The sequence below is a fragment of the Streptomyces sp. NPDC005151 genome, from assembly GCF_053599875.1.
Genome location: NZ_JBSFYR010000003.1, coordinates 104,381 through 126,448 on the forward strand (window position 1 = coordinate 104,381; position 22,068 = coordinate 126,448).

The following is a 22,068-nucleotide window of genomic DNA, read 5'->3' on the forward strand; positions in this document are numbered from 1 at the left end:
CGCGGGTTACGCGGGGTCGGGCTCCGGGCTCATGGAACGAACTTCCAGGCGCCACAGCGAGTAGCCCCAGCCGGTTGTCCGCTTGATGCCTTGCATCCGCACGTAACGGGCGGTCACCGGATCGAAGGTGAGCTCGTCCACGCGGGCGCCGGACGGCTTGTCCCGAACCGAGGCCACCGTCTTCCAGCTGGCGGCGTCGTCGGAGACCTGGATGTCGTAGTCACGACCGGAGGCGTTCTCCCAGTCGAGCAGGACACGCCGGACGGTCTGCGGGGAGCCGAGGTCGACCTGGATCCATTCATCGTCGCGGTAGTCACTGGCCCATCGGGTCTTGCCGTCGCCGTCGGTGGCGTTCTCCGGTCCCAGGCTCGCCACTTCGGTCGAGGACGCGGTGGTCGGCCGGTGCAGCGCCAGGTCCGGCACCTCGAAGACGTGCATGCTCCACAGGGCGTACCCGTTCTGCTTCTTGCCCGCCTGCGTGCCGACGAGCCGTACGTGCCGTGCCGTGACCGGATCGAACGTCAGAGTGTCGACTCCCGCGGCTTCGCGGCCGGTACGGCTTGCGACGGTGGTCCACTTCTCGCCGTCACGTGACACCTGGACCTCGTAGTCCCGCCCGTAGTCGGGTGCCCAGTCCAGCTCGACCTTGGTGATCGCGACCGGCTTGCCGAGGTTGACCTGCAGCCATGCCTCATCTCCTGGACCGCTGGCCCAGTTGGTGGTGCGCACCCCGTCGAAGGCCGCGGCCGCCTCACCGGCGGAGGCGGTCGCCTCCTTGCCCAGGCTCACCTCTCCCGACGCCGACGCGGCGAGTGTCGTGGAGACCTTCGTCAGCCCGGTGCCCACGCCAAGCTTGCGGACCGTGTCGAGGAAGGCGCTGTACGGCACGCCGGCCTTGGCCCCGCTCCACATCTTCTGCGCCAGTGTGCCGAACGTGGGCTCGACCAGCCCGTGCACGTCCAGTTCCGAGTAGGTGGCCTCGGTCAGGTCGTTCCACACCGCCGACATGGCTCCGAGCAGCTGCGGGTCACGAGGGGCCACGCTCTGCCCGCCGGGGAAGACATTCGGCTCCCACTGGTCATAGAGGTCCTTACCGTTCAACCCGTGGCCGTGGTAGTAGCCCGCGAACGGGACGATGTAGAGCAGGGCGTCGTTGGTGTTGATGAAGGAGTAGCCGTCTTGCTTGAGCGCCTGCGGCCCGTACCAGCCGTTGTTCCAGCTGTTCATGGTCACGTCGCGGTCGTAGCCGTCGGCGCTGGCCGCCATGACCGACAGGCTGCCCCAGGCCCGCGGATGCTTGCCGAGCGAGCGGATGTGGGCGGCCATCTCGTTGAAGTAGACCTTGTAGCGGGGCTTGTCCACGGTGTACTCGTCGGCGCCGAAGTGCACGTCGGGACTGCGGAACCAGGGCACGAACTCGTCGAACACCGACTTCATGAACGCGGTGGTCTCAGGCTTGGACAGATCGAGGTGGTCGGACTGGCCGTTGTTGAGGCCGAGCGACGGGCGGAACTGGATGAACGCCAGCGAGTGGGCGGGCGCGTCGATCTCGGGGATGATCGTGACGCCGTTCGCGGCGGCGGTGTCCTCGAAGGAGTCCCAGTCGGCGCGGTCATAGGCCCCGTCCTTCGAAGCCAGCCCAGCCAGGTCGGGGTTGTCGGTCTTGAGCCGGAAGCCGGCCTGCACCTCGCTCCAGGGCTTGCTGCCCTTGAAACCGTTGTCGTTGAGGTGCAACTGCAGCTGGTTGAGTTTGAACCAGCCCATCACCCGCAGGTAGTCGCGGATGTAGTCGGCGGTGAAGAACCGCCGCCCGACGTCCAGCATGAAGCCGCGGACTTTGTAGTTGGGCCAGTCCACGGCCGTGCCCACGGGGACGGAATCGCGGCCGTCGTCGAGCAGCAGGATCTGCAGAAGGCTGCGGGTGCCGTAGTAGACACCCTTCGCGGTCGGCGCGGCGATCGTCACGTTGCGATCGGTGGCCGTGAGGGTGTAGCCCTCCTCGGCGAACCGGGCGCCACCCGTCGCGTCGGCGAGGGAGGGATCGATCGACAGGACGATGTCGCCGTCCTGCGGGATCCGGGGGGACACGGCCGGCTTGTGCCCTGTCACCTCTTCGATCTCGGCAGAGAGTTGCGCGCCCTGGTCGTCGAGTTCGTCGGCCTGCTTCTTGGCCAGCACGATCCGGCTGTGCTTGCGCAACTCGAACGAACCTGTTCCGCCCTCCCATTGCTGAAGAACGGGTACCACGGCGGGTCGGGGGTTGACGTCGGTGTTCGCGGGGACGGGTTCGGCGCCTGCTGACGGCACTGCCAGGAGGGGCACGAGCAATGCGAGCGCTATCGCTCTGACCAGTCGAGCAGCATGTCTGTTTATGCGCACTTCAACCTCCGTGCGAGCGGAATTGAAGAAGGTATACCGGAGATTCGGGCTGAGGTATAGACCACTGCTGCTGTCGGCATGGGGATGGCGGCCTTGACGGCGGCGGTGCCAACGTCCAGCCGATGACGGGCCCTTGCCTCCTGATCTTGAACACTCGAGACATAGATCTCGAGGATCTGAGAGGGTGTTCGGCAGAGGGATCCCCCTGACTGTGCTCACGCCTGACCAAGGCCGGCCAGAGTCACCCGGGCGGTGCGCGAGGCAGTCCAGCGCCCTCCCCCTAGTCATCGGATGACTGGCTCCTCATCTCTTGCCTGAATAGGTGTCGGCTGCTAACTTCCCCGCAAACAACCGAGGTATAGCCCTGTTGCTCCCTTGGAGGGAAGCCACATGGTACGTAGAGTTTCCGGGTGGGTGGCCGTCGTGACGGCACTCGTCCTCGGGGCATCCGTCCCGTCAGCAATCGCAGACCCGGCCGCTGCCGGGACTCCTCCGGGGGCCGGGTCGGCGGCACCCCGCGCGCAGACACTGCTCAAGGTGGACTTCGAGGGATCGTTCAAGGGAGAGTCGTACATCCCCGCGGGAGGCGAGATCGCTCGCGGCACACTAGCCCGGGACGGGGCCGGTGTTCGCGTTGACAGGGGCAAGGCGACGCTGCCCGGCGGAGCGTCCGGGCTGCGCTTCACCCCCGATACGCCGCTCGCCGCCGACGGGCACATCACCGGCAATCTCGTCGCCGAGGCTGTGGTGAAGCGGAGCACCGATGTGCCGCGGCTCGGCACGCTGCTGAGTCTGTTCGGCTCACCGCACTTCCGCTACAAGGACGCCAACGACTTCGAGACCGAGTTCGGCATGTCCGCCGACGGGGCCGCCCCGGTGCGCGGCCAGGGACTAGTGGTTCCGAAGACGCAGTTCCGGCACGTCGCGCTCGTCTACACCTCCGTGAGCGCGACGCGTTCGACGCTGCGGCTGTTCCTCGACGGCTGCGCGGTGGGTAAGGCGCTGGAGCTGGGGGCTCTCGCCTCGAGCGGCTCCGAGGCGGTGGGCTTCGGCCGCGACACCAACCCGTCGGCCGGGGACCGGGGCTTCGCGGGCGGACTGGACGGCATCGCGCTGTCCACCTTCGACGGCGAGTTCTCCAGCGCGGACTTCCGACTCGAAGCCCCAGCCCAGCGGCAGACGAAGGGCCCCGGGCAGGTCGTGACGCTTTCGCCGTGCGACACGGCCAAGGACATCGAAGCCAAGGCGGCCAACGTCGTCCCGAGCGAGCGGCAGAAGAAGTGGATGAACGACGAGCTCACCGCGTTCGTCCACTTCGGGATCAACACCTTCGCCGGAGCCGACGGCGTGGAGTGGGGATCAGGCGAGGTGCCACCATCGCAGTTCGCCCCGACCGACCTGGATGCGCGGCAGTGGGCGCGTGCCCTCAAGGACGCCGGTTTCAAAGTGGTGATCTTCACGGCGAAGCATCATGAGGGCTTTTCCATGTGGCCGTCGCGCTACACGGACTACTCGGTGAAGAACAGCCCGTATCAGGGCGGCAAGGGCGATGTGGTGCGTGAGTTCGTGGAGGCCGCACGCGCGGAGGGCCTGCGCGCCGCGCTGTATCTCTCGCCGGCGGACGTGCACCAGTACAAGGAGGGCGTCTACAACAACAACAGCGCCTGGAAGAAGACCACCATCCCGACACTGGTCCGCGACGACAACCGGGCCGACAAGGTGGCCTCCGGCGAGCTGCCCACCTTCGACGTGGTGAGCAACGACTACAACCGCTATTACGAGAACCAGCTCTACGAGCTGCTCACCGAGTACGGATCGGTTGACGAGGTATGGATGGACGGCGCGAACCCGGTCGAGATCGAGAACCCGGGTGCTCCCGTCTATGAACGGCACGACTACGCAACCTGGTACCGCATGGTCCGCGCACTCCAGCCCCAGGCCGTCATCCAGACCGGCCCCCAGTCCAAGGTCGAGTACTCCGGTCCCGACGCCCGTTGGGTCGGCAACGAGTCCGGCGTGGGCCGGGAGACCGAGTGGAGTGTGCTGCCGATGTACGGCGACGCCCACGCCAACGAGGTCGGCACCACGCCCTGCTGCGGCAAGGTGCTCGGAGCACGCGAGCACCTACCCCTGCACGACTACCTGCGCTGGCTCCCCGCCGAGACCGACGTCTCGATCCGGCCCGGCTGGTTCTACCACAGCAGTCAGGACAGCCAGATCAAGTCGCTCCCCGCGCTGCTCGGCATCTATAACAAGTCCGTCGGCCGCAACGGCGTGCTCCTGCTCAACGTACCGCCGGACCGGCGCGGGAAGTTCGCTGACGGCGACGTGCGGCGGCTGCGCGAGTTCGGCGAGGCGATCCGTACGACCTTCGGCAAGGACCTCGCCACGGGCGCGACCGTCACCTCGGCCGACCCGAAGGAGACGACCGGCGAGCACCGCACCGCCACGGTCGTCGACGGCGACGCGTCGACGTACTGGACCCCGCGCGCGGGCAGTGTCCCGGCCGAGCTCGTGCTCGACCTCCCGGAGCCGCGCAGGTTCACCACCCTCTCGCTCCAGGAGAGCATGGACGTCGGCCAGCGCATCGAGAAGTTCGCCGTCGACGCCTGGCTGGACGGCGGCTGGACCGAGATCGGCACCGGGACCACCGTGGGCTACAAGCGGCTGCTCAACGTGGCTCCGACGACGACCGGCAGGCTCCGGCTGCGCATCCTGGAATCCAGGCTCGCGCCGAGCGTCGCCGGCCTCGGCCTCTTCCTCGACCCAGCGGTCGGCGACCCCGGCATCGCCGTCCGCAAGCCGGCCCAGCAGTCCTCGACCGCGTACGACGGCACACCCGACCGCGCCGTCGACGGCAACACCGACGGCGCGTGGGGAAACGGCTCGGTCACGCACACCGCCGAGACCCAGTCCCAGCCGTGGTGGCAGGTCGACCTCGGCTCCAGCAAGCCGATCAACAAGATCGCGATCTGGAACCGTACGGACTGCTGCGGACAGCGGCTCTCCGACTACTACGTGATCGTGTCGGACACGCCGTTGCCGGACTCCCTGGACGAGGCCCTGGCCGCGCCGGGCGTCTGGTCCTCGAAGCAGACGGCCCAGGCGGGCACTCCCACGGAGATCCCCGTGGGCCGGTCCGGTCGTTACGTGCGCGTGCAACTCACCGGCACGAGTGCGCTCTCGCTGGCCGAGGTGCAGGTGTTCTGACGCGTTTTGATGTGTTGCTCGCGCCGGGATGTCCACCCGCGGCTGAGCTTGACTCTGTCGGGGATCTTGGAGTTTCCCGGTGCGGCAGCATGATCAGCGGGCATGCTCGGGGCTGTTTCGAAGGCCGATGCAGTTGTCGAGGTGTCCGTTGTCCGTCCGTCCCCGTTCCGGTGAGCAGGTCCCGTCTCTGACTGCGCAGGTCGCGCGGGCGAGCAACCCGGGCGGTACAACGGCGATGTGAGTGAGAGACCGGCTGGACGGACTGTGGTGCGACGAGGACTTCGCCGACTGGTACCCGCGCGACGGGCGCCCCGGCCTCTCGCCCGCTCAGCTGGCCACCGTCTGTGTGTTGCAGTTCCTGCTCGACCTGTCGGACCGGCAGGTGGCCGAGGCGGTGCGCTGTCGCATCGACTTCAAATATGCCCTGGGCATGGAGTTGGAGGATCCCGGCTTCCATCACAGTGTGCTGGCCGATTTCCATGAGCGCCTCACCCAGGGGGATCGCGCCGATCGCCTCCTGGACCTCGCGCTTGCTCGTCTCAAGGATGCCGGGTTGCACGGTGATCGACGCCGACGGCCAGCGGAGGCTGTCGCTGCGGGTGGCCAACGATGAGACCGCATTGCTCAAACTGATCACCGATGTCCTCGCGCTGAGCGAGGGCGAGCCGGTGATCTGGGCGATCGACCTCAACGCCGGCGGGGCCGCGCTGATGATCGCGCTGCTGACCGACAACGGCCAACAGGTTCTCTACGTCCCTGGCTTGCACCGTCCACCACGCCTCCGGTTCCTACCGGGGCGACGGGAAGACCGACGCGAAGGACGCCTTCGTCATCGCGGACCAGGCCCGCATGCGTCGTGACCTCCAGGTGATGCACCGTGGCGACGACATCGCTGCGGACCTGCGGATCCTCACCTCGCGCCGGCTCGACCTGGCGGCCGACCGCACGAGGGCGATCAACCGGATGCGGGCCCAGATGCTGGAGTACTTCCCCGCCCTGGAACGCGCCTTTGGCTACAGCACCTCGAAGGCGTCCCTGGTGCTGCTGACCGGCTACCAGACCCCGGCTGTTCTGCGGAGGATCGGTATGAACCGCCTCACGGTCTGGCTGAAGAACCGTAAGGTCCGCAACTCCAACGTCGTCGCGGCCACCGCCGTCGAGGCCGCCGAGGCCCAGCACACCGCCGTCCACGGGGAGAAGTTGGCCGCCACGGTGGTGGCCAAGCTCGCGAAAGAGGTGATGGCCCTCGATGAGGAGATCGCGGAGACCGACCTGCTGATCGAGGGCCGGTTTCGCGACCACCCGCACGCCGAGGCCGTCCTGAGTATGCCCGGCCTCGGCCCCGTCCTGGGCGCCGAGTTCATCGCCCACACTGGCGGTGACATGAGCGTCTTCGGCAGCTCCGACCGCCTCGCCGGCGTCGCCGGTCTGGCGCCTGTCCCGAAGGACTCCGGACGGATCAGCGGCAACATGCGCAGACCACGCCGCTACTGCCGGCGCCTGCTGCGGGTCTTCTACAAGTCCGCCATGGTGGCCGCCCGATGCTGCCCCGTCTCCAAGTCGTTCCACGAACGCAAGAAAGCCGAAGGAAAGACCCACAAACAGGCCGTCATCGCCCTCGCGCGCCGCCGTCTGAACGTTCTGTGGCCGTGCACGGTCTCGACGCGTCACACACGCGAGCGCGGGCTACTGAGTCGGCATCAAGCGCGATATCGGCTGGGGAGGCCACAAGACGTACATCCCACCTGGCAGCGCTCCGGCCCGCTGAGTTTCTACTCACCGGGCCGGATCGGCCACCCCGCATCATTCACTTGGGGACGGCCCCGGCCCGTTATGTCTGTCTTACGACCGAGTGGCCGCGTCCTCGATACCCGTAGCGTTGGTGTCCGCGTTCTTGCGGCCGGTGCCAGTCAGGCCGGGGTCTGTACAGCGAACGGCTCTGACAAGATTTTCGTAGCCGTTGATCGACTTCGCGGTTTCGGCCTCGGCAAGTGCCTTGGTGGGGAAGGCTGGTGGCGTGTGATGTCGAGTTGACGGCGCTGCTTCCCCAGCTGGCTTCGGTGTTGGTCGAGGCGGTGGAGGCAGGCGAGGGCCTGGTCAGGATCACGGTGCGGACTGCCGCCGGAGTCTCGGTGATCTGCCCGGGCTGCGGGCAGGAGTCGGCGTGGGAGCACAGCCGGTATGTGCGGCATGTCGCAGACGAGGCGATCGGCGGGAGACCGGTGGTGATCGACGTGTCGGTGCGCCGCTTGTACTGCGAGAACGCGGACTGTTCCAGGACCACGTTCGTCGAGCAGGTCCCTGGGCTGACGGTGCGCTACCAGCGTCGGACCCCCGCACTGCAGAAGGTGATCGCATCGGTCGCGACGGCCCTGGCCGGGAGAGCCGGGGCCCGGTTGCTGCTCCATCTGCACCAGACCCTGTCGTGGGCGAGCATGCTGACCTGCTTGTTACGCATCCCCCTGCCCGCGGTGGCGGTGCCCACGGTGCTCGGTGTGGACGACTTCGCACTGCGGCGCGGCCACCGCTACGCCACGATCCTGATCAACGCCGAGACCCGCGAACGCGTCGAGGTCCTGCCCGACCGCAAGGCCGAGACTCTGACGGCCTGGCTACGTGCCCATCCGGGCATCGAGGCGGTCTGCAGGGACGGCGCGGCCGGATACGCGCAGGCCGTCGCCGACGCACTGCCCCAGGTGCCGCAGATCAGCGACCGCTGGCACCTGTGGCACAACCTCGGCGAAGCTGTCCTCAAGGAGGTCCACGCGCACGCCGGCTGCTGGGCGAAATACGGACCGCCTTCCCAGGCCCGTATCCGCGAGGAAACCACCCGGGAACGCTGGCATCAGGTCCACGCCCTGCTCGACCGGGGCGTCGGCCTGCTGGAATGCGCCCGCCGCCTGCAGTTGGCGCTGAACACCGTCAAACGTTATGCCCGCGTCCCCGAGCCCGAGCAACTGACGAAGGCCCCGCAGTACCGGTCCACTCTGGTCGACCCCTACCGTGACCACCTGCGACGGCGCCGCGAGGAGGATCCCGCCGTGAGCGTCGGGCAGCTCCTGAAGGAGATCAAGGAACGTGGCTACCAGGGCAGCTCGAACCTCCTCTACCGCTACATCAACCAGGGCCGCGTCGAGTCCGACCGCCCCGCCGCCTCAAGGGCCTGCTGTGTACCGAGCCCGAACAGCTCAAGGACAAGGACCGCGAGCTCCTCGCAGCGCTGACCGGGGCCTGCCCCGAGATGACCGCCCTGGCCGGGCACATCCGTTCCTTCGCGGCCCTGCTCACCCCCGCCGCCGACAACGCCCGACACCTTGAGGAGTGGATCTCCCGGGTCCGCGAGGACGACCTGCCCCACCTGCACGCTTTCACTCGCGGTCTGGAACGCGACCACGACGCCGTCGTCAACGGGCTCACCCTCCCGTTCCACAACGGCGGAACCGAAGGCGTCAACACCAAGACGAAACTGATCAAGCGACAGATGCACGGCCGCGCCGGCTTTCGACTCCTCCGCCACCGCATCCTGCTCAACTGATCCACACCGAGGCACGATCAACGGCTACGAAAATCTTGTCAGAGCCAGAAAAACGACAGACCCCCACCGCTTCAAAGAAGCCGTGGGGTAATGGTTGGTGTCCGAGGGGGGACTTGAACCCCCACGCCCGATAAAGGGCACTAGCACCTCAAGCTAGCGCGTCTGCCATTCCGCCACCCGGACTAGGTGATCGGCCCCGGTCTCCCGCGGCGACAAAGAAAACAATACCAGGGGTTTGGGGTGCCTCTCACCTGCATATTCGGTGGTCAGTGGGGGGATGGCGGGCATACGGAAGTGGCCGGCCCGGCGCGCGTACGGTCTGTCGTCGTTCGTGCACGGGCAGTACGGCCGTGGAGCGCACGGTGCCTGACGTCACCGGGCGGGCGCTCGCGCTGTTCCCCGGTGTCAGGAATTCGGGGTGAGGCGCGGACCGCCCGTCCGGTGCCGCCGATGGTCCTACTTGCGCAGCGCCGCCAAGTTGTCGTAACCGATCCGCGCATGGTTCAGGGACTGCGCGGGGACGGTCGAGCTCGGTGCGTTGTCCTGCTCGACCATCGGGTTGTGGTAGTTCTTCGCCCCGGCGCGACGGAAGAACGTCCGGTAGTCGATGGCCCCGGTACCGAAGGGGACCATGTCGTAGCCGTTGCCGCTGGCTGTGTTGACGATGCCGTCCTTGGCGTGGAACAGCGGGTAGCGCTTGGTGTTGCCGCGGACCAGTGCCGCCGGGTCGAAGATGTTCTCCTGCTGCGATCCGTCGTGCGCGGTGTAGGTGTGGAACTTGTACTGAGCGACGTGCGCCCAGAAGATGTCCATCTCCAGCCATACGGATTTCGGGTCGGTGACCTGAAGGAAGTACTCGAGCTTGCGGGTGCCGGAGCTGCGGGTGGGGCGGCCCTGTGCGTCCAGCGGGCCGCCGTCGAGCAGGAAGCCGTAGGCCGCGTCGTGGTTGTGGGTGTAGAGCTTGATGCCCGCACCCTGAGCGATCTGTCCCAGCGTGTTCCACTTGTCGGCGGCCACGTCCCAGTCGGCACGGTAGGCGCTGCCGGTGGGGTCGCCACCGGTGCCCATGTGTTCCATGCCGAGGATGTTCGCTATCTCGAGGTGGCGCTTGAACTGGTCCAGGTCGCTCTGGTTCAGCGGCCAGGACGACGGGATGAAGCCGTGGTTGCCCTGGGCGCGCAGACCGTACTCGTCCAGCCACGAGCGCAGCAGCTTCGCGCCTTCCACCGATTCGAGGTTGTTTCCGCCGGGTGCGTTGGCGTGCTGGCCGTACCCGGCGAACTCGACCTGCTGGTAGCCGTAGCGGGCCAGCTCCCTGAAGACCTCGCGGAAGCCCGAGGGAAGGTCGGTGGTGAGCGGATCCCGGCCCGTGGCGTCGCGCACGGTGTACAGGATGATTCCTCGTCTCGCCGCCGGGACCAGGGCCTGGCCGACGCCCTGCCCCTGGCCGGATGCGGTCTGGGCGAGGGCCGGCGACGCGCCGAAGGCGGGCGCGGCGATCGCCGCTGCCGCAGCGGCCGTGCAGGTGCTCAGAAAGCGGCGGCGACTGACGCCGAGGCTGCGGCGCAGGGCGCTGTCCGTTCCGGATTCGTCGTTGTACGCGGTCACGGTCTCTCTCTTTCTCGAAGATGCTCGAAACGCTGTGCACGGACCGATCTCATGCGAGGCCGGCAAGCGTGAGGAGCAAGGACTTCACTTCGGTGGCCCGGACGGGTCCGGTGAACGCGTGGGGGGTGGAGCAGAGGATGAGCGGACCTTCTTCGTCGCTCATGGGGAGACGGCCGTGGCTGCCGCGAATGGGTGACGGGTCGAGGGGCACGACCGCCATGCGGTAGCGCATGCCGAGCTTCTTGCGGGCCACCGCGGTGGCCGCCTTGACCCGGACGTACGGGTCCTGGGGGTCCAGGAAGAGTTCGACCGGGTCGTATCCGGGTTTGCGATGGATCTCGACGAGCTGCGCGAAGTCGGGGGCGCGCGCGTCGTCGAGCCAGTAGTAGTACGTGAACCAGGCATCCGGGTCGGCAACGGCGACGAGCTCGCCTGAGCGCGGGTGGTCGAGGCCGTGAGCCTTCTTGCCCTCGTCGTCGAGGAGCTGTTCGATGCCTTGGACGTCCTGGAGAGCTTCACGGGTCGCATCGAGATCCTCGGGACGGCGTACGTAGACGTGGGCGAGCTGGTGGTCGGCGACGGCGAAGGCGCGGGAGGCCATCGGGTCCAGGTACTCCATGCCGTCCTGGGTGTGGACCTCCAGCAGGCCGGCGCGGCGCAGTGCCCGGTTGATGTCGACCGGGCGGTCGACGCGGGTGATGCCGTACTCGGAGAGCGCGACGACGGTGCGCCCCTCGCGGCGGGCGTCGTCGAGCAGCGGGGCCATGGCCCGGTCGAGCTCGGCCGCCGCCCGGTACGCGCGGGGGTCGTCGGGCCCGTAGCGCTGCAGGTCGTAGTCCAGGTGCGGCAGGTAGCACAGGGCCAGGTCGGGGTGGCGGGTGTCCAGGATGTGCCGGGTCGCGTCGATGATCCACTGCGAGGAGACGAGGTCGGCGCCAGGTCCCCAGAAGTGGAAGAGGGGGAAGGTGCCGAGCTTCTCGGTGAGTTCGTCGTGCAGGGCGGGCGGCCGGGTGTAGCAGTCGGGTTCCTTGCGGCCGTCGGCGTAGTAGACGGGACGCGGGGTCACCGTGATGTCGGTGTCGGCGCCCATCGCGTACCACCAGCAGATGTTGGCGACGGTGTAGCCGGGGTGCGCGCGGCGGGCGGCGTCCCAGAGCTTGTCGCCGGCGACGAGGCCGTTGTGCTGGCGCCAGAGGAGGACGTCGCCGAGCTCGCGGAAGTACCAGCCGTTGGCGACGATGCCGTGTTCGGCGGGGGTGGTGCCGGTGAGGAAGGTGGACTGGGCGGCGCAGGTGACGGCGGGCAGCACGGTACCGAGGGGGGCGTGGGTGCCGGACTGCCCGAGGGATGCGAGGTTTGGCATGTGGTCGAGGAGCCGGGGGGTGAGGCCGACGACGTCGAGGACGAGGAGGGGGGTGGGGGCGCCGGTGGGGGACGTGCCCGTTTCGACCGGTGTCACGGGAGCTCCTTGAGGCCGAGGTCGACCAGGAGGTCGCGGGCGAGGGTGAGTTCGGCGGCGATGCCGTCGGCGAGCTGGGGCCGGCTGCGGGGGCGCAGCTCGGCGGGGAGCGCCTGCCAGGTGTACGTCTCGACCTCCAGGTGACGGGTCAGCGGCCGGGCTCCGCCGACCAGTCGGGTCAGCGTGGACTGGAGCACCGGGAGGGTTGAGGTGAGCGGTGGGGCGGGCGGTGCGTGCAGCGGGACGTGGAAGTGCGCGCGCCACGGGGTGCCGTCGGGCAGTGCCTGGCCGGTGACCGCCTCGTCGAGGTCGTCGGTGCCGCGCAGTCCGTGCGTGGTGCGGGTGCGGGTCTGGTGGAGGAAGCGGGGTTCGGCGAAGGCGGCGAGCGCGGTACGCACCTCGGGGAGGTGCGGGTGTTCGGCGTGGAGTGCGGCGGAGAGCTGGCACTTGGCGACCTGGATGCCGGCTGCGGCGAGTGCGTCGAGGGCGGTGTCCGGGTCCTCGAAGGAGGTGGCGAGATGGCAGGTGTCGATGCAGATGCCGATGCGGTCGTGTCCGACGGCGGTGAGCGGTGCGATGGCGTCGGCGGTGGTCTCGACCGTGCAGCCCGGTTCGGGTTCGAGACCGATCCGGATGGACTTTCCGGTCAGCTCGGCGAGGGCGTCGAGCCGTTCGGCGAGGGTACTGAGGGCGGTGTGTGCGGTGCGGGCGGCTTCCGGGTCGCCGGTGTACGGGGTGCGCCAGGCGATCGGGAGGGTGGAGATGGTGCCTTCGGTGACGTCGTCGGGGAGCAGGGTGGCGAGCAGCCGGGCGAGATCGGTGGTGTGGGCGAGGCGTTCGGCGTCCGTCCAGTCCGGCTTGTACACCCGGTACTTGACCTCTTCGGCGCCGAACCCCTCGTACGGGAAGCCGTTCAGGGTGACGACTTCGAGGCCTCGGCGCTCGAGTTCGGCGCGCAGGGAGCGCAGCTGGACGGGGTCGTTGATCAGGGATTTCGCGGCGTCCCCGGCGAGCCAGAGGCCGATGCCGAGGCGGTCGCGGCCGAGTCGTCTGCGGACGGGTTCGCAGTGGTCGCGCAGTTGGGCGCGGACACCGTCCAGGGTCTCGGCGGGGTGGACGTTCGTGCAGTAGGCGAGGTGGACGGTGGATCCGTCGGGGTGGCGAAAGCGCATCGGGTCACTCCCCGCCACGGAGGATGGAGTTCCCCTCGTGGAGTGGATCGGGTGTGGCGAGATCGAGTTGCAGGCGGCCGCTCTGGCCGTAGAAGGCGACGGGGTTGCGCCAGAGCACCTGGTCGACGTCGTCGTCGCTGAACCCGGCGACGAGCATGGCGTCGCCGACCTTCCGGGTCTTGAGGGGGTCGCTCCTGCCCCAGTCGGCGGCCGAGTTGACCAGGATCTTCTCGGTGCCGTGGGTCTTGAGGATCGCGATCATGCGGTCCTCGTCCATCTTCGTGTCGGGGTAGATGGAGAAGCCTGCCCAGCAGCCGCTGTCCACGGCGTCCTTCACGGTCGTCTCATTGAGGTGATCGAGCAGGACCCGCTCCGGGGGGAGGTGGGATTCGCGGATCACGTCGATGGTGCGGCGCAGACCGGCGAGCTTGTCGCGGTGCGGGGTGTGGACGAGGGCGGGCAACCCGTGGTCGGCGGCGAGCTGCAGCTGGGCGGCGAGTGCGGTGTCCTCGGCGGGGGTCATGGAGTCGTAGCCGATCTCGCCGACGGCGACGACGGAGTCCTTGACGAGGTAGCGGGGCAGGGCGTCCAGGACGGGGGTGCAGCGGGGGTCGTTCGCCTCTTTGGGGTTGAGGGCGAGGGTGCAGTGGTGGGCGATGCCGTACTGGGCGGCGCGGAAGGGTTCCCAGCCGAGCAGGGCGTCGAAGTAGTCGAAGAAGCTGGCGGGCGAGGTGCGGGGCTGGCCGAGCCAGAAGGAGGGTTCGACGAGCGCGCGGACACCTGCGTCGTACATCGCCCGGTAGTCGTCCGTGGTGCGGGAGGTCATGTGGATGTGCGGGTCGAAGATGCGCATCAGGACTCCTCCGTGGGGGAATGGGGTCTCCCCTGCTCGAGGATGTTCGAGAGCTCGGGGAAGGGTGCGGGGGCCGTGAGGGTGAGGACGCGGCGCAGGTCGCCGGGGACGGTACGGCCGGCGGCGGTGCGTTCGGCTGCGAAGTCGCCCAGCATGCGGGCGAGTTCGGCGTCGCCGCGGGCGCGGTGGGCCAGTGCGTCGACGGCCTCGACGGGGACGCCGGTGAAGAGGCACTTGAGGACGGCGTGGCGCCAGTGGTGCGTGTCGAGATGGGCGGCGGCGTACGGACCGACGGCGGCGGCGACCAGCCGGGTGTCGTTGGTGCGCAGGGCGTCCTCGACGAGGTGGAGGGCGGTGGGGCCGAGGTCCAGCCGGTGGAGGGTGAGGAGGACGGCGCGCCGCTCGGCGGCGGTGCCCTGTTCGTAGAGCCTGGTCACGGCGGGGAGGGCGGCGCGGGCTTCGAGGAGCAGCAGGGCGCGTACGGAGTCGGCGTGCTCCAGTCCGCAGTGCCGGCCCGCGGCGGCGAACCGCAGCTCCCACGGGGGCACGGCGTACGGGCCGCCGCGCACGGTTTCCTCGTGGACGGCGGCGTGCGCGGCCTCGGCGAGGGCCTCGTCGAGCCAGGCGCGTGCGGCGCCCCCGAGCCGGGCGTCGAGTTGCCCGCGGGTCAGCAGCGGGGGCGTCTGCGGCGACGCCGGCAGGGGCGACGGCGGGGTCATCGGCATGACGTTGCTCCCTTCGGGGCGTCCGCCCGGACTTTCGACGGGATGCGCGAGCGGAGGAAGTCGAGGGAGGTGCGGGCGAGTTCGGGGCCGGCGTGGGAGTGGCGGGGCAGTTCGACCACGGTGAGGCCGCGGTATCCGGTGTCGCCGAGCGTGTCGAGCGCTTCGAGTACGGGCGGGAAGTCGATCTCGCCGTCGCCGAACGGCAGATGCTCGTGGATGCCCCGGCGCATGTCCTCGATCTGGACGTGGCGCAGCCAGGGTGCGGCGTCCCGGACGCAGTCCGCGGGTGAGGACTGCTCCAGGCACTGGCAGTGGCCGATGTCGAGGGTGAGCCCGAGTGGTTCGGGGTCGCCGCTGAGGATGCGCAGGTGGTGGAAGTCGGAGAGATCGGCGAGGAGATGTCCGGGTTCGGGCTCGATGGCGAGCGGGACGCCGGTGCGGTCGGCGGCTACGAGCACCGGGGTCAGGGCGTCGGTCAGCCGCTGCCAGGCCGTATCGGGCGTGGTGTGGGGTGGGGTGATGCCGCTGAAGCAGTGCACGGCGTGGGCGCCCAGGTCGGCGGCGACTTCGACGGCCCGGACCAGGAGCCGGGTGCGGGCGGCGCGGGCCTCCGGGTCCGCGTCGAGGAGGGACGGGCCGTGCTTGCGGCGCGGGTCGAGGACATAGCGGGCACCTGTCTCGACGGTGACACCCAGCCCGAGCTGTTCGAGTCTGTGCGCCACGCGGCGGGTGCGGGCGGCGAGGTCCGGGGCGAGGGGGTCGAGGTGCATGTGGTCGAGGGTGAGGCCGACGCCGTCGTACCCGAGGCCCGCGAGGAGCGCGAGGGCGTCGTCGAGGCGGAGGTCGGTGAGCCCGTTGGTGCCGTAGCCGAGACGGATGGTCATGTGGGGCTCACCTTCCGGGCGAGTGTGCGGGCAAGAGGGACGAGCCCCATGACGGCGAGCCCGGTGCCGGCCGCTCCGGCGCGGGCGGCGAGCGTGGCCTGGAGCGGGATCATCGCCCGGATGCCGCTGCCCACAGCGCGCTGGGTCAGCGGCGGGGACGGGTTGAGGGCGGCGTGGAGGAGCGGCTCGGCGGCGGTCCGGAGGTAGGCGCCGGTGAGCGCGGTGAGGAGGAGTCGGGGCAGGGTACCGGTGGGGGTGGCCGCAGGTGCGGGTGCTCCGGGTGCGGGGCGGTGGACGTCACCCGACGCGCCGCTTCCCGGAACCGGGGGCACGTCCCCGGGCCCCCGCTGCTCGCGCACCGCGGTGGCGCCGAGCGCGATGACCGCCGCGAGCGCGGAGAGCGGCGCGACGGTGGAACCGCCCTGCGCCTCGTGGCGCGAGACGGCGGTGACGGCGTAGGTGTGCGCCCCGAGCAGGGCGGCGGCGGGGAGTGCGGCGCGCAGCGGGAGGGCTGCTTGCCGGGACGGCTCCCCTTGGCGCGGCTGCGCATCCCCGGCTGCTTTCGCCATGGCGCGGCCGCCCCGGCCGACGAGCCGGGCGATCGGTCCGCGGCGCTGCTTCCTCGCGGGTCCCGGGATGGGCGCGGGTGCCCGGACGAGGCCGGTCGCCGGGCCGGGCGCGGTGACCGTGCGCGTGCCGGAGTGCTCCGGCTTCGCGCCTGCCCCCCATGTCGCGGTGGCGCCCAGCAGCAGGTCCAGGGCGCGCGCCGTGGCCATCGCGGCCGGGCCCGCCTGGGTGTGTTTCAGGTGGAGGTCGTAGGCCCAGACCGTTGCGGCCAGGGCGGTGGCCACCGTCAGGGCCGGACGGCCGGCGCGGGCGGCGAGGGTCAGGCCCGCGGCCGTCAGCGCGCCTGCTGCCGTGAGGGCCGCGCCCGGGGTGATCCGGCCCGAGGGGATCGGGCGGTGCGGACGGTCGACGGCGTCCTCGTCGCGGTCGGCCCAGTCGTTGAGGGCCATGCCCGCCTCGTAGAGGCAGAGGGAGGCGCCGACGGCCAGCGCGGTGCCACGGCCGGGACGCCTCCCGATGGCCGCCGCCCCGGCGAGTGCGTCCCCGGGGACGGTGAACAGCGCCGAGATCCGCAGCAGCTCGGCCCAGGCCCGTACGGTAGCTGTCACTTCTCCCCCCGCAGCCGTTCGGCGAAGGCCAGCAGCGCCATGTACTGCTCGGACAGTGCGGCGGGGCCGCCGTCCGGGTCCTTGAAGTAGAAGCCGAGTTCGGGCCGCGGGCCGGTCAGGCCCACCTCCTGGGCGCGGGCGAGCAGCCGCGCCAGGTCGAGGACCAGGGGGGCGGCCAGCGCCGAGTCGCAGCCCTGCCAGGTCGTCTGGAGGACCATGCGGGCGCCGAGGAATCCGTCGAACGCGATGTGGTCCCAGGCCGTCTTCCAGTCGCCGAGCGCGGGTACGTCGTCGATGTGCACCTCCCCCTCGGGCGCGGCGCCGAGCGTGTCGGCGAGGACGCGCTCCTTGCCCGCGTTCTTGGCCGCCGCCGCGCCGGGGTCGGCCAGCGCCGCTCCGTCCCCGCCGCCCAGCAGGTTCGTGCCGGACCAGGCCCGTACGGGCAGGGCGCGTTGCACGAACATCGGGGCGAGTACGGAGCGGAGCAGCGTCTGGCCCGTCTTGCCGTCGCGGCCTGCGTGAGGAAGTCCGCAGTCCGCGACGGCGTCCTGGAGCGCGGGAGCGCGCAGTCCGGTGGAGGGGGTGAAGTTGATGTAGGGGCAGCCGGCCCGGAGCGCGGCCGCGGCGTAGAGCGAGCTGGCGGGCAGCCGGTTCTCGCCGGGTTCCGGGACGGGTTCCGTCGACGCGACGTTGACGACGACCGTGCGGGTCAGGTCGCCCCGGCGGCCGAAGTCGGTGAGGTCCGCGGCGAACGCGGCGATGAGTTCCTCGTCGGTGCGGGTGTCACCGGGCAGTGGGCCACCCGGGCGTATCTCGGCGTCGGCGGCCGCGAGTTCGGTCCGTACGGCGGAGGGCAGCCCGTGCGGGAGCACTCCCCCGGCGGCCAGTGCCTCCGCCCGTTTGGGGAGCGGACAGCCGACGGTGTCGTGTCCGCCGAAGACCAGGGAGGTCAGCGCCGGCAGCCCGCTGCCGGCGAACGGCGCGGTCTCGGTGACCATGCCTGCCGCCGGGTGGAGCCCCGCCGCGACGGCCGCGCAGCCCGCCGTGGCGGTGGTGGCGACGGAGCCGCGTGCTCCGATGAACCAGACTCCGGTACGAACGGCATCTGCTGACACGGGCTGCCTCCCTGGCTGGGGATTTTGGCTGGGCAGTGCAAAGAGAGCGGAGCTGATCGAATCGAGGCGGACAAGGGTGGGGGGTGACGGCGGGCGAGGTAGGGCCTTTGCCCCGCCCGCCGTCGGACTGCGGCTGTCGCCTAGGCGGCGGGCAGCTCCTTCAACTCGATGTTGCGGAAGGACACCTGGTCGTCGGCTCCGTGGTTCTGGAGGCCGATGTAGCCGTTCTTCAGGCTGCGGACGGGATCGGTGTTGGTGAAGTCGTTGATCTTGACTCCGTTGAGGAAGACCTGGAGCCGTTCGCCCTGGACCTTGATCTCGTAGCTGTTCCACTGACCGGGCGGCCGCAGGACCTGGTCACGGGCCTGGATGTTCGCCGCCTTGAAGGTGTAGACGGAGCCCGTGGTGCGGTCGGGGGCGTCGGTGGCGTCGATCTGGACCTCGTAGCCGTTGTTCACCGCGGACCAGGGGTCGTCGGACTCCGGGAATCCGACGAAGACACCGGAGTTGTCGTCGCCCGCCAGCTTCCAGTCGAGCTTCAGCGAGTACGACTCCAGCTCCTTGGCCTGGTAGGTGAGCAGGCCCATGCCGCCCTCGGAGCGGAGTTCACCGTCGACGACGTTGAACTTCCCGGGGCCCGCCTGCTTCCAGCCTTCGAGCGTCTTGCCGTTGAAGATCGACCGGTAGCCGGTGTCCGGCTTGCAGTCGGCATTCACCTGTCCGGCCGCGTAGCGGACGCCGCCGAGGAGGAGCTGGCGGAAGGCAGGTTCGGCGTACGAATCCTTGGTGTGGCCGAGGCCGGTGTAGAAGGAGCGGCCGCCCTGGTAGGTCTGGCACCAGGTGATCGGGTGATCGCCCTTCATGGTGCCGCCGGTGTAGGTCGTCTCGTCGAGCGTGGCGAGGACCTTCACCTTGTCGCGCGGGTTGGTGCGGTAGTTGTACAGCTCGTCGGTTCGGTTCCAGGCGTCGTCGAGGTGGGCGGTCGCCGGGTGCTTGTGGTCCTCGACGCGGACGGTGACGGGCTGGATCGCGGGGTGTCCGGCGAAGTACGCGCCGACGAGTCCGCCGTAGAACGACCAGTCGTACTCGGTGTCCGCTGCGGCGTGCACACCCATGTAGCCGCCGCCGGTGGCGATGTAGTTCTCGAACGCCTTCTGCTGGTCGACGTTCAGGACATCACCGGTTGTGGAAAGGAAGACGACGGCGTCGTAGCGGGCGAGGTTGCTGGTGGTGAACTGGCCTGCTTCCTCGGTTGAGTCGACGGTGATGTTGCTGGTCGCGCCGAGTTCCTTCAGTGCCGCGATGCCCGCGGGGATCGCGTCGTGGCGGAAGCCGGCCGTCTTCGAGAAGACCAGGACCCGCTTGGCGGTCCGGTCGGGGGCGCTGTGGGAGAGCTCGAAGTCGTCGACGTCGTAGAGCGCCCCGGCGCCGCCCTTGAAGACCAGGAAGAGTTCGGTGGCCTTCTCCGGGACGCCGCGCAGCGGTACGTCGATGTCCTGGAAGTTTTCCCAGCCACCGGTCACCGGCACCGGTGCGGAGCCGAGGATCTTGCCGGTCGCGGAGCCGGACCGTACTTCGAGGAAGCCGCCCGCGCCGCCGGACGAGATCCGGGCGGTGAGCTTGGTGGAGTCACCGAGAATGTACGGCTTGAAGGCGATCCAGTCGCCGTTGTTGATGTCGCCGACCGTCTTGCCGCCGTGCGCGGCCGCCTTGTTGTACGTCCTGATGCCGGACGACTCGGTGAAGTGCTCGGCCTGGCGGTGGCGGGGCTGAAGCTGCGACTGGTCGTGGCCGGAGAGTGCGGCCTGGCCGCCGCCCCCGCCGTCGGTGTACGAGGCGTCGATGACTCCGAAGATGTTTGCGTTCGGGTCGTGTCCGCCGTCGATCTGGGTGCTGATGGTGCCGGTGCAGCCGTTGGCCGTGGTGATCGGGTGGCCGTGGCTGTCATGGCCGAGCACGAAGCGGACCTCGACCTTCGAGCAGTCGATCGTGCCGTCCTCGGGGTCGGTGACGGTCACCTTGAACGGGATCTTGTCCCCGAAGCTGAACAGCTGCCCGTCACCCGGGAGTTCCAGCTTCACCGTGGGTGCCGTGTTGCCGACGGTCACATGGACGCTCGCCAATCCGGTGCGTCCGGTGGGGTCCTTGGCGGTGACGGTCGCGGTGAAGGTGCCGTTCTTCCGGTACGTGTACGTGGGGTTCGCGGCGGTCGACGTGCCGCCGTCGCCGAAGTCCCAGGCGTACGTGAGTGCGTCACCGTCGGAGTCCGTGGTGCCGGCCGAGGAGAACTGCACCTTCAGCGGTGCGGTGCCGGACGTCTTGTTGGAGGCGGCTTCGGCTACGGGCGAGTGGCCGCCGGTGGCGTTCTCGATGCGGTAGAGCGCGGAGTTCTCGTCGCCGCCGAACCAGGAGAGGCCGTAGTCCAGGACGTACAGCGCCCCGTCCGGGCCGAAGGCCATGTCCATCACCTGGGTCCCGGACCACGGGATGTTGTTGATGGACTGGACGGTGCCGTCGCCGTCCTGCTCGATGCGCTTGATCCAGCGCCGGCCGAACTCGCCGGCGAAGAAGTCCCCGTCGTACGCCTCGGGGAACTTCACGGGCGAGTCGAGGTTCGGGTCGTAGTGGTAGACGGGGCCGCCCATCGGCGACTCGGAGCCGGTGCCGAACTCGGGCACGGAACCGCCGTCGTACGGGATCCAGGCAGGCTGCGCCGGGGGCAGGTCGACCAGACCGGTGTTGTGCGGCGAGGTGTTCTTCGGGGCGTCGCAGTCGAAGGCGGCGCCGGACGTCTTCGTCGCGAAGTCGTAGTCGATGAACGCGTCGTTCTTCCCGGTGCAGAACGGCCAGCCGAAGTTGCCCGGCTTGGTCACCCGGGCGAACTCGACCTGTCCGGCCGGTCCGCGCTTGGGGTCGGCCGCGCCCGCGTCGGGCCCGTAGTCGCCGACGTAGACAATGCCGGTGGCCTTGTCGACGCTGAAGCGGAACGGGTTGCGGAAGCCCATCGCGTAGATCTCGGGCCGGGTCTTGTCCGTGCCCGGCGCGAAGAGGTTGCCGTCGGGAATGGTGTACGAGCCGTCGTCGGCGACCCTGATCCGCAGGATCTTGCCGCGCAGGTCGTTGGTGTTGCCCGAGGTGCGCCGGGCGTCGAACGCCGGGTTGCGGTCCGGGCGTTCGTCGATGGGCGTGTAGCCGTCGGAGGCGAACGGGTTGGAGTCGTCGCCGGTCGACAGATACAGGTTGCCCTGCGCGTCGAAGTCGATGTCGCCGCCGACGTGGCAGCAGATGCCGCGCGACGTCTTGACGTCGAGAACCTTCTTCTCGCTGCTCAGGTCGAGGGTGCCGTCCTCCTTGAGGAGGAAGCGGGAGAGCCGGTTGACGCCGTCGAACTTGGCGAAGTCGGCGGCGGTCCCGGTCTCGGGGGCGTCACCCGCGGGGGTGTCCAGCGGGGGCGCGTAGTAGAGGTAGATCGCCCGGTTCTTGTCGAAGTCCGGGTCGATACCGACGCCCTGGAGGCCTTCCTCGTCGTGCGAGTAGACGGGGATGACACCGGCGACCTTGGTGTTGCCTGCGCTGTCGGTGATCCGCAGCTCGCCGTTGCGCGAGGTGTGCAGGACGCTGCGGTCGGGGAGCACGGCCAGGGACATGGGTTCGCCGGTCTCGGCGGCGCCCTTGGCGAGGGTGACCTGCTGGAAGTCCTCGGTCGCCGCCGCGTCGGACGCGGCCGGCGAGGTCGGGCCCGATGCGGCCGCACCGGGCGGGGCGCCCAGGGCGAGAGTGGCCGCGGTGAGCAGGCCGCCGGTGAGCAGGGCGAGGGATGTACGGAATCGGGGCCGGGTTCTGGTTCTGTGCACGAGTGTCCTCCGGAGAGTGCCGGTTGTACGGGCGAGTGCTGCCGTGCCGTTCCGCGCGGGGACTGCCGCGCAGGTCACCGAGGGCCTGGTGGGGCCCCG

Annotated in this window: 12 protein-coding genes, 1 tRNA gene and 2 pseudogenes; 4 read left to right on the forward strand and 11 right to left on the reverse strand. The window is 69.6% G+C overall.

All coding sequences use genetic code 11. The features are described 5' to 3' along the window. Positions 1-6: 6 nt before the first annotated feature. Positions 7-2,307: a discoidin domain-containing protein gene (locus tag ACWD6R_RS03440; protein ID WP_451817151.1), complete on the reverse strand. Its 2,301-nt coding sequence runs from the start codon at positions 2,305-2,307 to the stop codon at positions 7-9. 609 nt (positions 2,308-2,916) lie between these two features. On the opposite strand from ACWD6R_RS03440, the gene ACWD6R_RS03445 reads away from it, so the two are divergent. The 4 genes and pseudogenes from ACWD6R_RS03445 (at position 2,917) to ACWD6R_RS03460 (ending at position 9,124) form a co-directional block, all read left to right on the forward strand. Next, positions 2,917-5,589, forward strand: coding sequence for an alpha-L-fucosidase (locus ACWD6R_RS03445; protein ID WP_451817152.1), 2,673 nt, complete (start codon positions 2,917-2,919; stop codon positions 5,587-5,589). Positions 5,590-5,830: 241 nt separating this feature from the next. Beyond that, positions 5,831-6,202, forward strand: coding sequence for a transposase (locus tag ACWD6R_RS03450; protein WP_451817153.1), 372 nt, complete (start codon positions 5,831-5,833; stop codon positions 6,200-6,202). Further along, positions 6,135-7,236: pseudogene (locus tag ACWD6R_RS03455) on the forward strand (IS110 family transposase); the annotation flags it as partial. The gene ACWD6R_RS03450 and the pseudogene ACWD6R_RS03455, both read left to right, overlap by 68 nt. A 365-nt stretch (positions 7,237-7,601) precedes the next feature. After that, positions 7,602-9,124 (forward strand): annotated as a pseudogene (locus ACWD6R_RS03460) (ISL3 family transposase). Positions 9,125-9,219: 95 nt separating this feature from the next. Here ACWD6R_RS03460 and ACWD6R_RS03465 read toward each other — a convergent pair. The 10 genes from ACWD6R_RS03465 to ACWD6R_RS03510 form a co-directional block, all read right to left on the reverse strand. Continuing rightward, a tRNA-Leu gene (locus ACWD6R_RS03465) sits at positions 9,220-9,307 on the reverse strand. Positions 9,308-9,580: 273 nt separating this feature from the next. Continuing rightward, positions 9,581-10,732: a sugar phosphate isomerase/epimerase family protein gene (locus ACWD6R_RS03470; protein ID WP_451817154.1), complete on the reverse strand. Its 1,152-nt coding sequence runs from the start codon at positions 10,730-10,732 to the stop codon at positions 9,581-9,583. Between the two features lie 49 nt (positions 10,733-10,781). After that, positions 10,782-12,191, reverse strand: coding sequence for an alkaline phosphatase family protein (locus ACWD6R_RS03475; protein WP_451817155.1), 1,410 nt, complete (start codon positions 12,189-12,191; stop codon positions 10,782-10,784). After that, on the reverse strand, positions 12,188-13,363 hold the full coding sequence (eboE, locus tag ACWD6R_RS03480; protein WP_451817156.1) for a metabolite traffic protein EboE: 1,176 nt from the start codon (positions 13,361-13,363) through the stop codon (positions 12,188-12,190). The genes ACWD6R_RS03475 and eboE overlap by 4 nt, the downstream gene beginning before the upstream one ends. A 4-nt stretch (positions 13,364-13,367) precedes the next feature. Continuing rightward, positions 13,368-14,216 (reverse strand): TatD family hydrolase, encoded by an 849-nt coding sequence (locus tag ACWD6R_RS03485; protein WP_451817157.1) that lies wholly within the window; start codon positions 14,214-14,216, stop codon positions 13,368-13,370. After that, complete coding sequence (locus ACWD6R_RS03490; protein ID WP_451817158.1) at positions 14,216-14,941, reverse strand: EboA domain-containing protein; 726 nt, start codon at positions 14,939-14,941, stop codon at positions 14,216-14,218. The genes ACWD6R_RS03485 and ACWD6R_RS03490 overlap by 1 nt, the downstream gene beginning before the upstream one ends. Next, a complete protein-coding gene (locus ACWD6R_RS03495; RefSeq protein WP_451817159.1) occupies positions 14,932-15,825 on the reverse strand; it encodes a sugar phosphate isomerase/epimerase family protein in 894 nt (297 codons plus the stop codon). Before ACWD6R_RS03495 ends, ACWD6R_RS03490 begins: the two co-directional genes overlap by 10 nt. Continuing rightward, positions 15,822-17,000 (reverse strand): SCO3242 family prenyltransferase, encoded by a 1,179-nt coding sequence (locus ACWD6R_RS03500; RefSeq protein ID WP_451817160.1) that lies wholly within the window; start codon positions 16,998-17,000, stop codon positions 15,822-15,824. The genes ACWD6R_RS03495 and ACWD6R_RS03500 overlap by 4 nt, the downstream gene beginning before the upstream one ends. Then, on the reverse strand, positions 16,997-18,115 hold the full coding sequence (locus ACWD6R_RS03505) for an inositol-3-phosphate synthase (RefSeq protein WP_451817161.1): 1,119 nt from the start codon (positions 18,113-18,115) through the stop codon (positions 16,997-16,999). Before ACWD6R_RS03505 ends, ACWD6R_RS03500 begins: the two co-directional genes overlap by 4 nt. A 140-nt stretch (positions 18,116-18,255) precedes the next feature. Beyond that, entirely contained in the window at positions 18,256-21,969 is a 3,714-nt protein-coding gene (locus tag ACWD6R_RS03510; RefSeq protein ID WP_451817162.1) for a ThuA domain-containing protein, read from the reverse strand. Between the last annotated feature and the right edge of the window lie 99 nt (positions 21,970-22,068).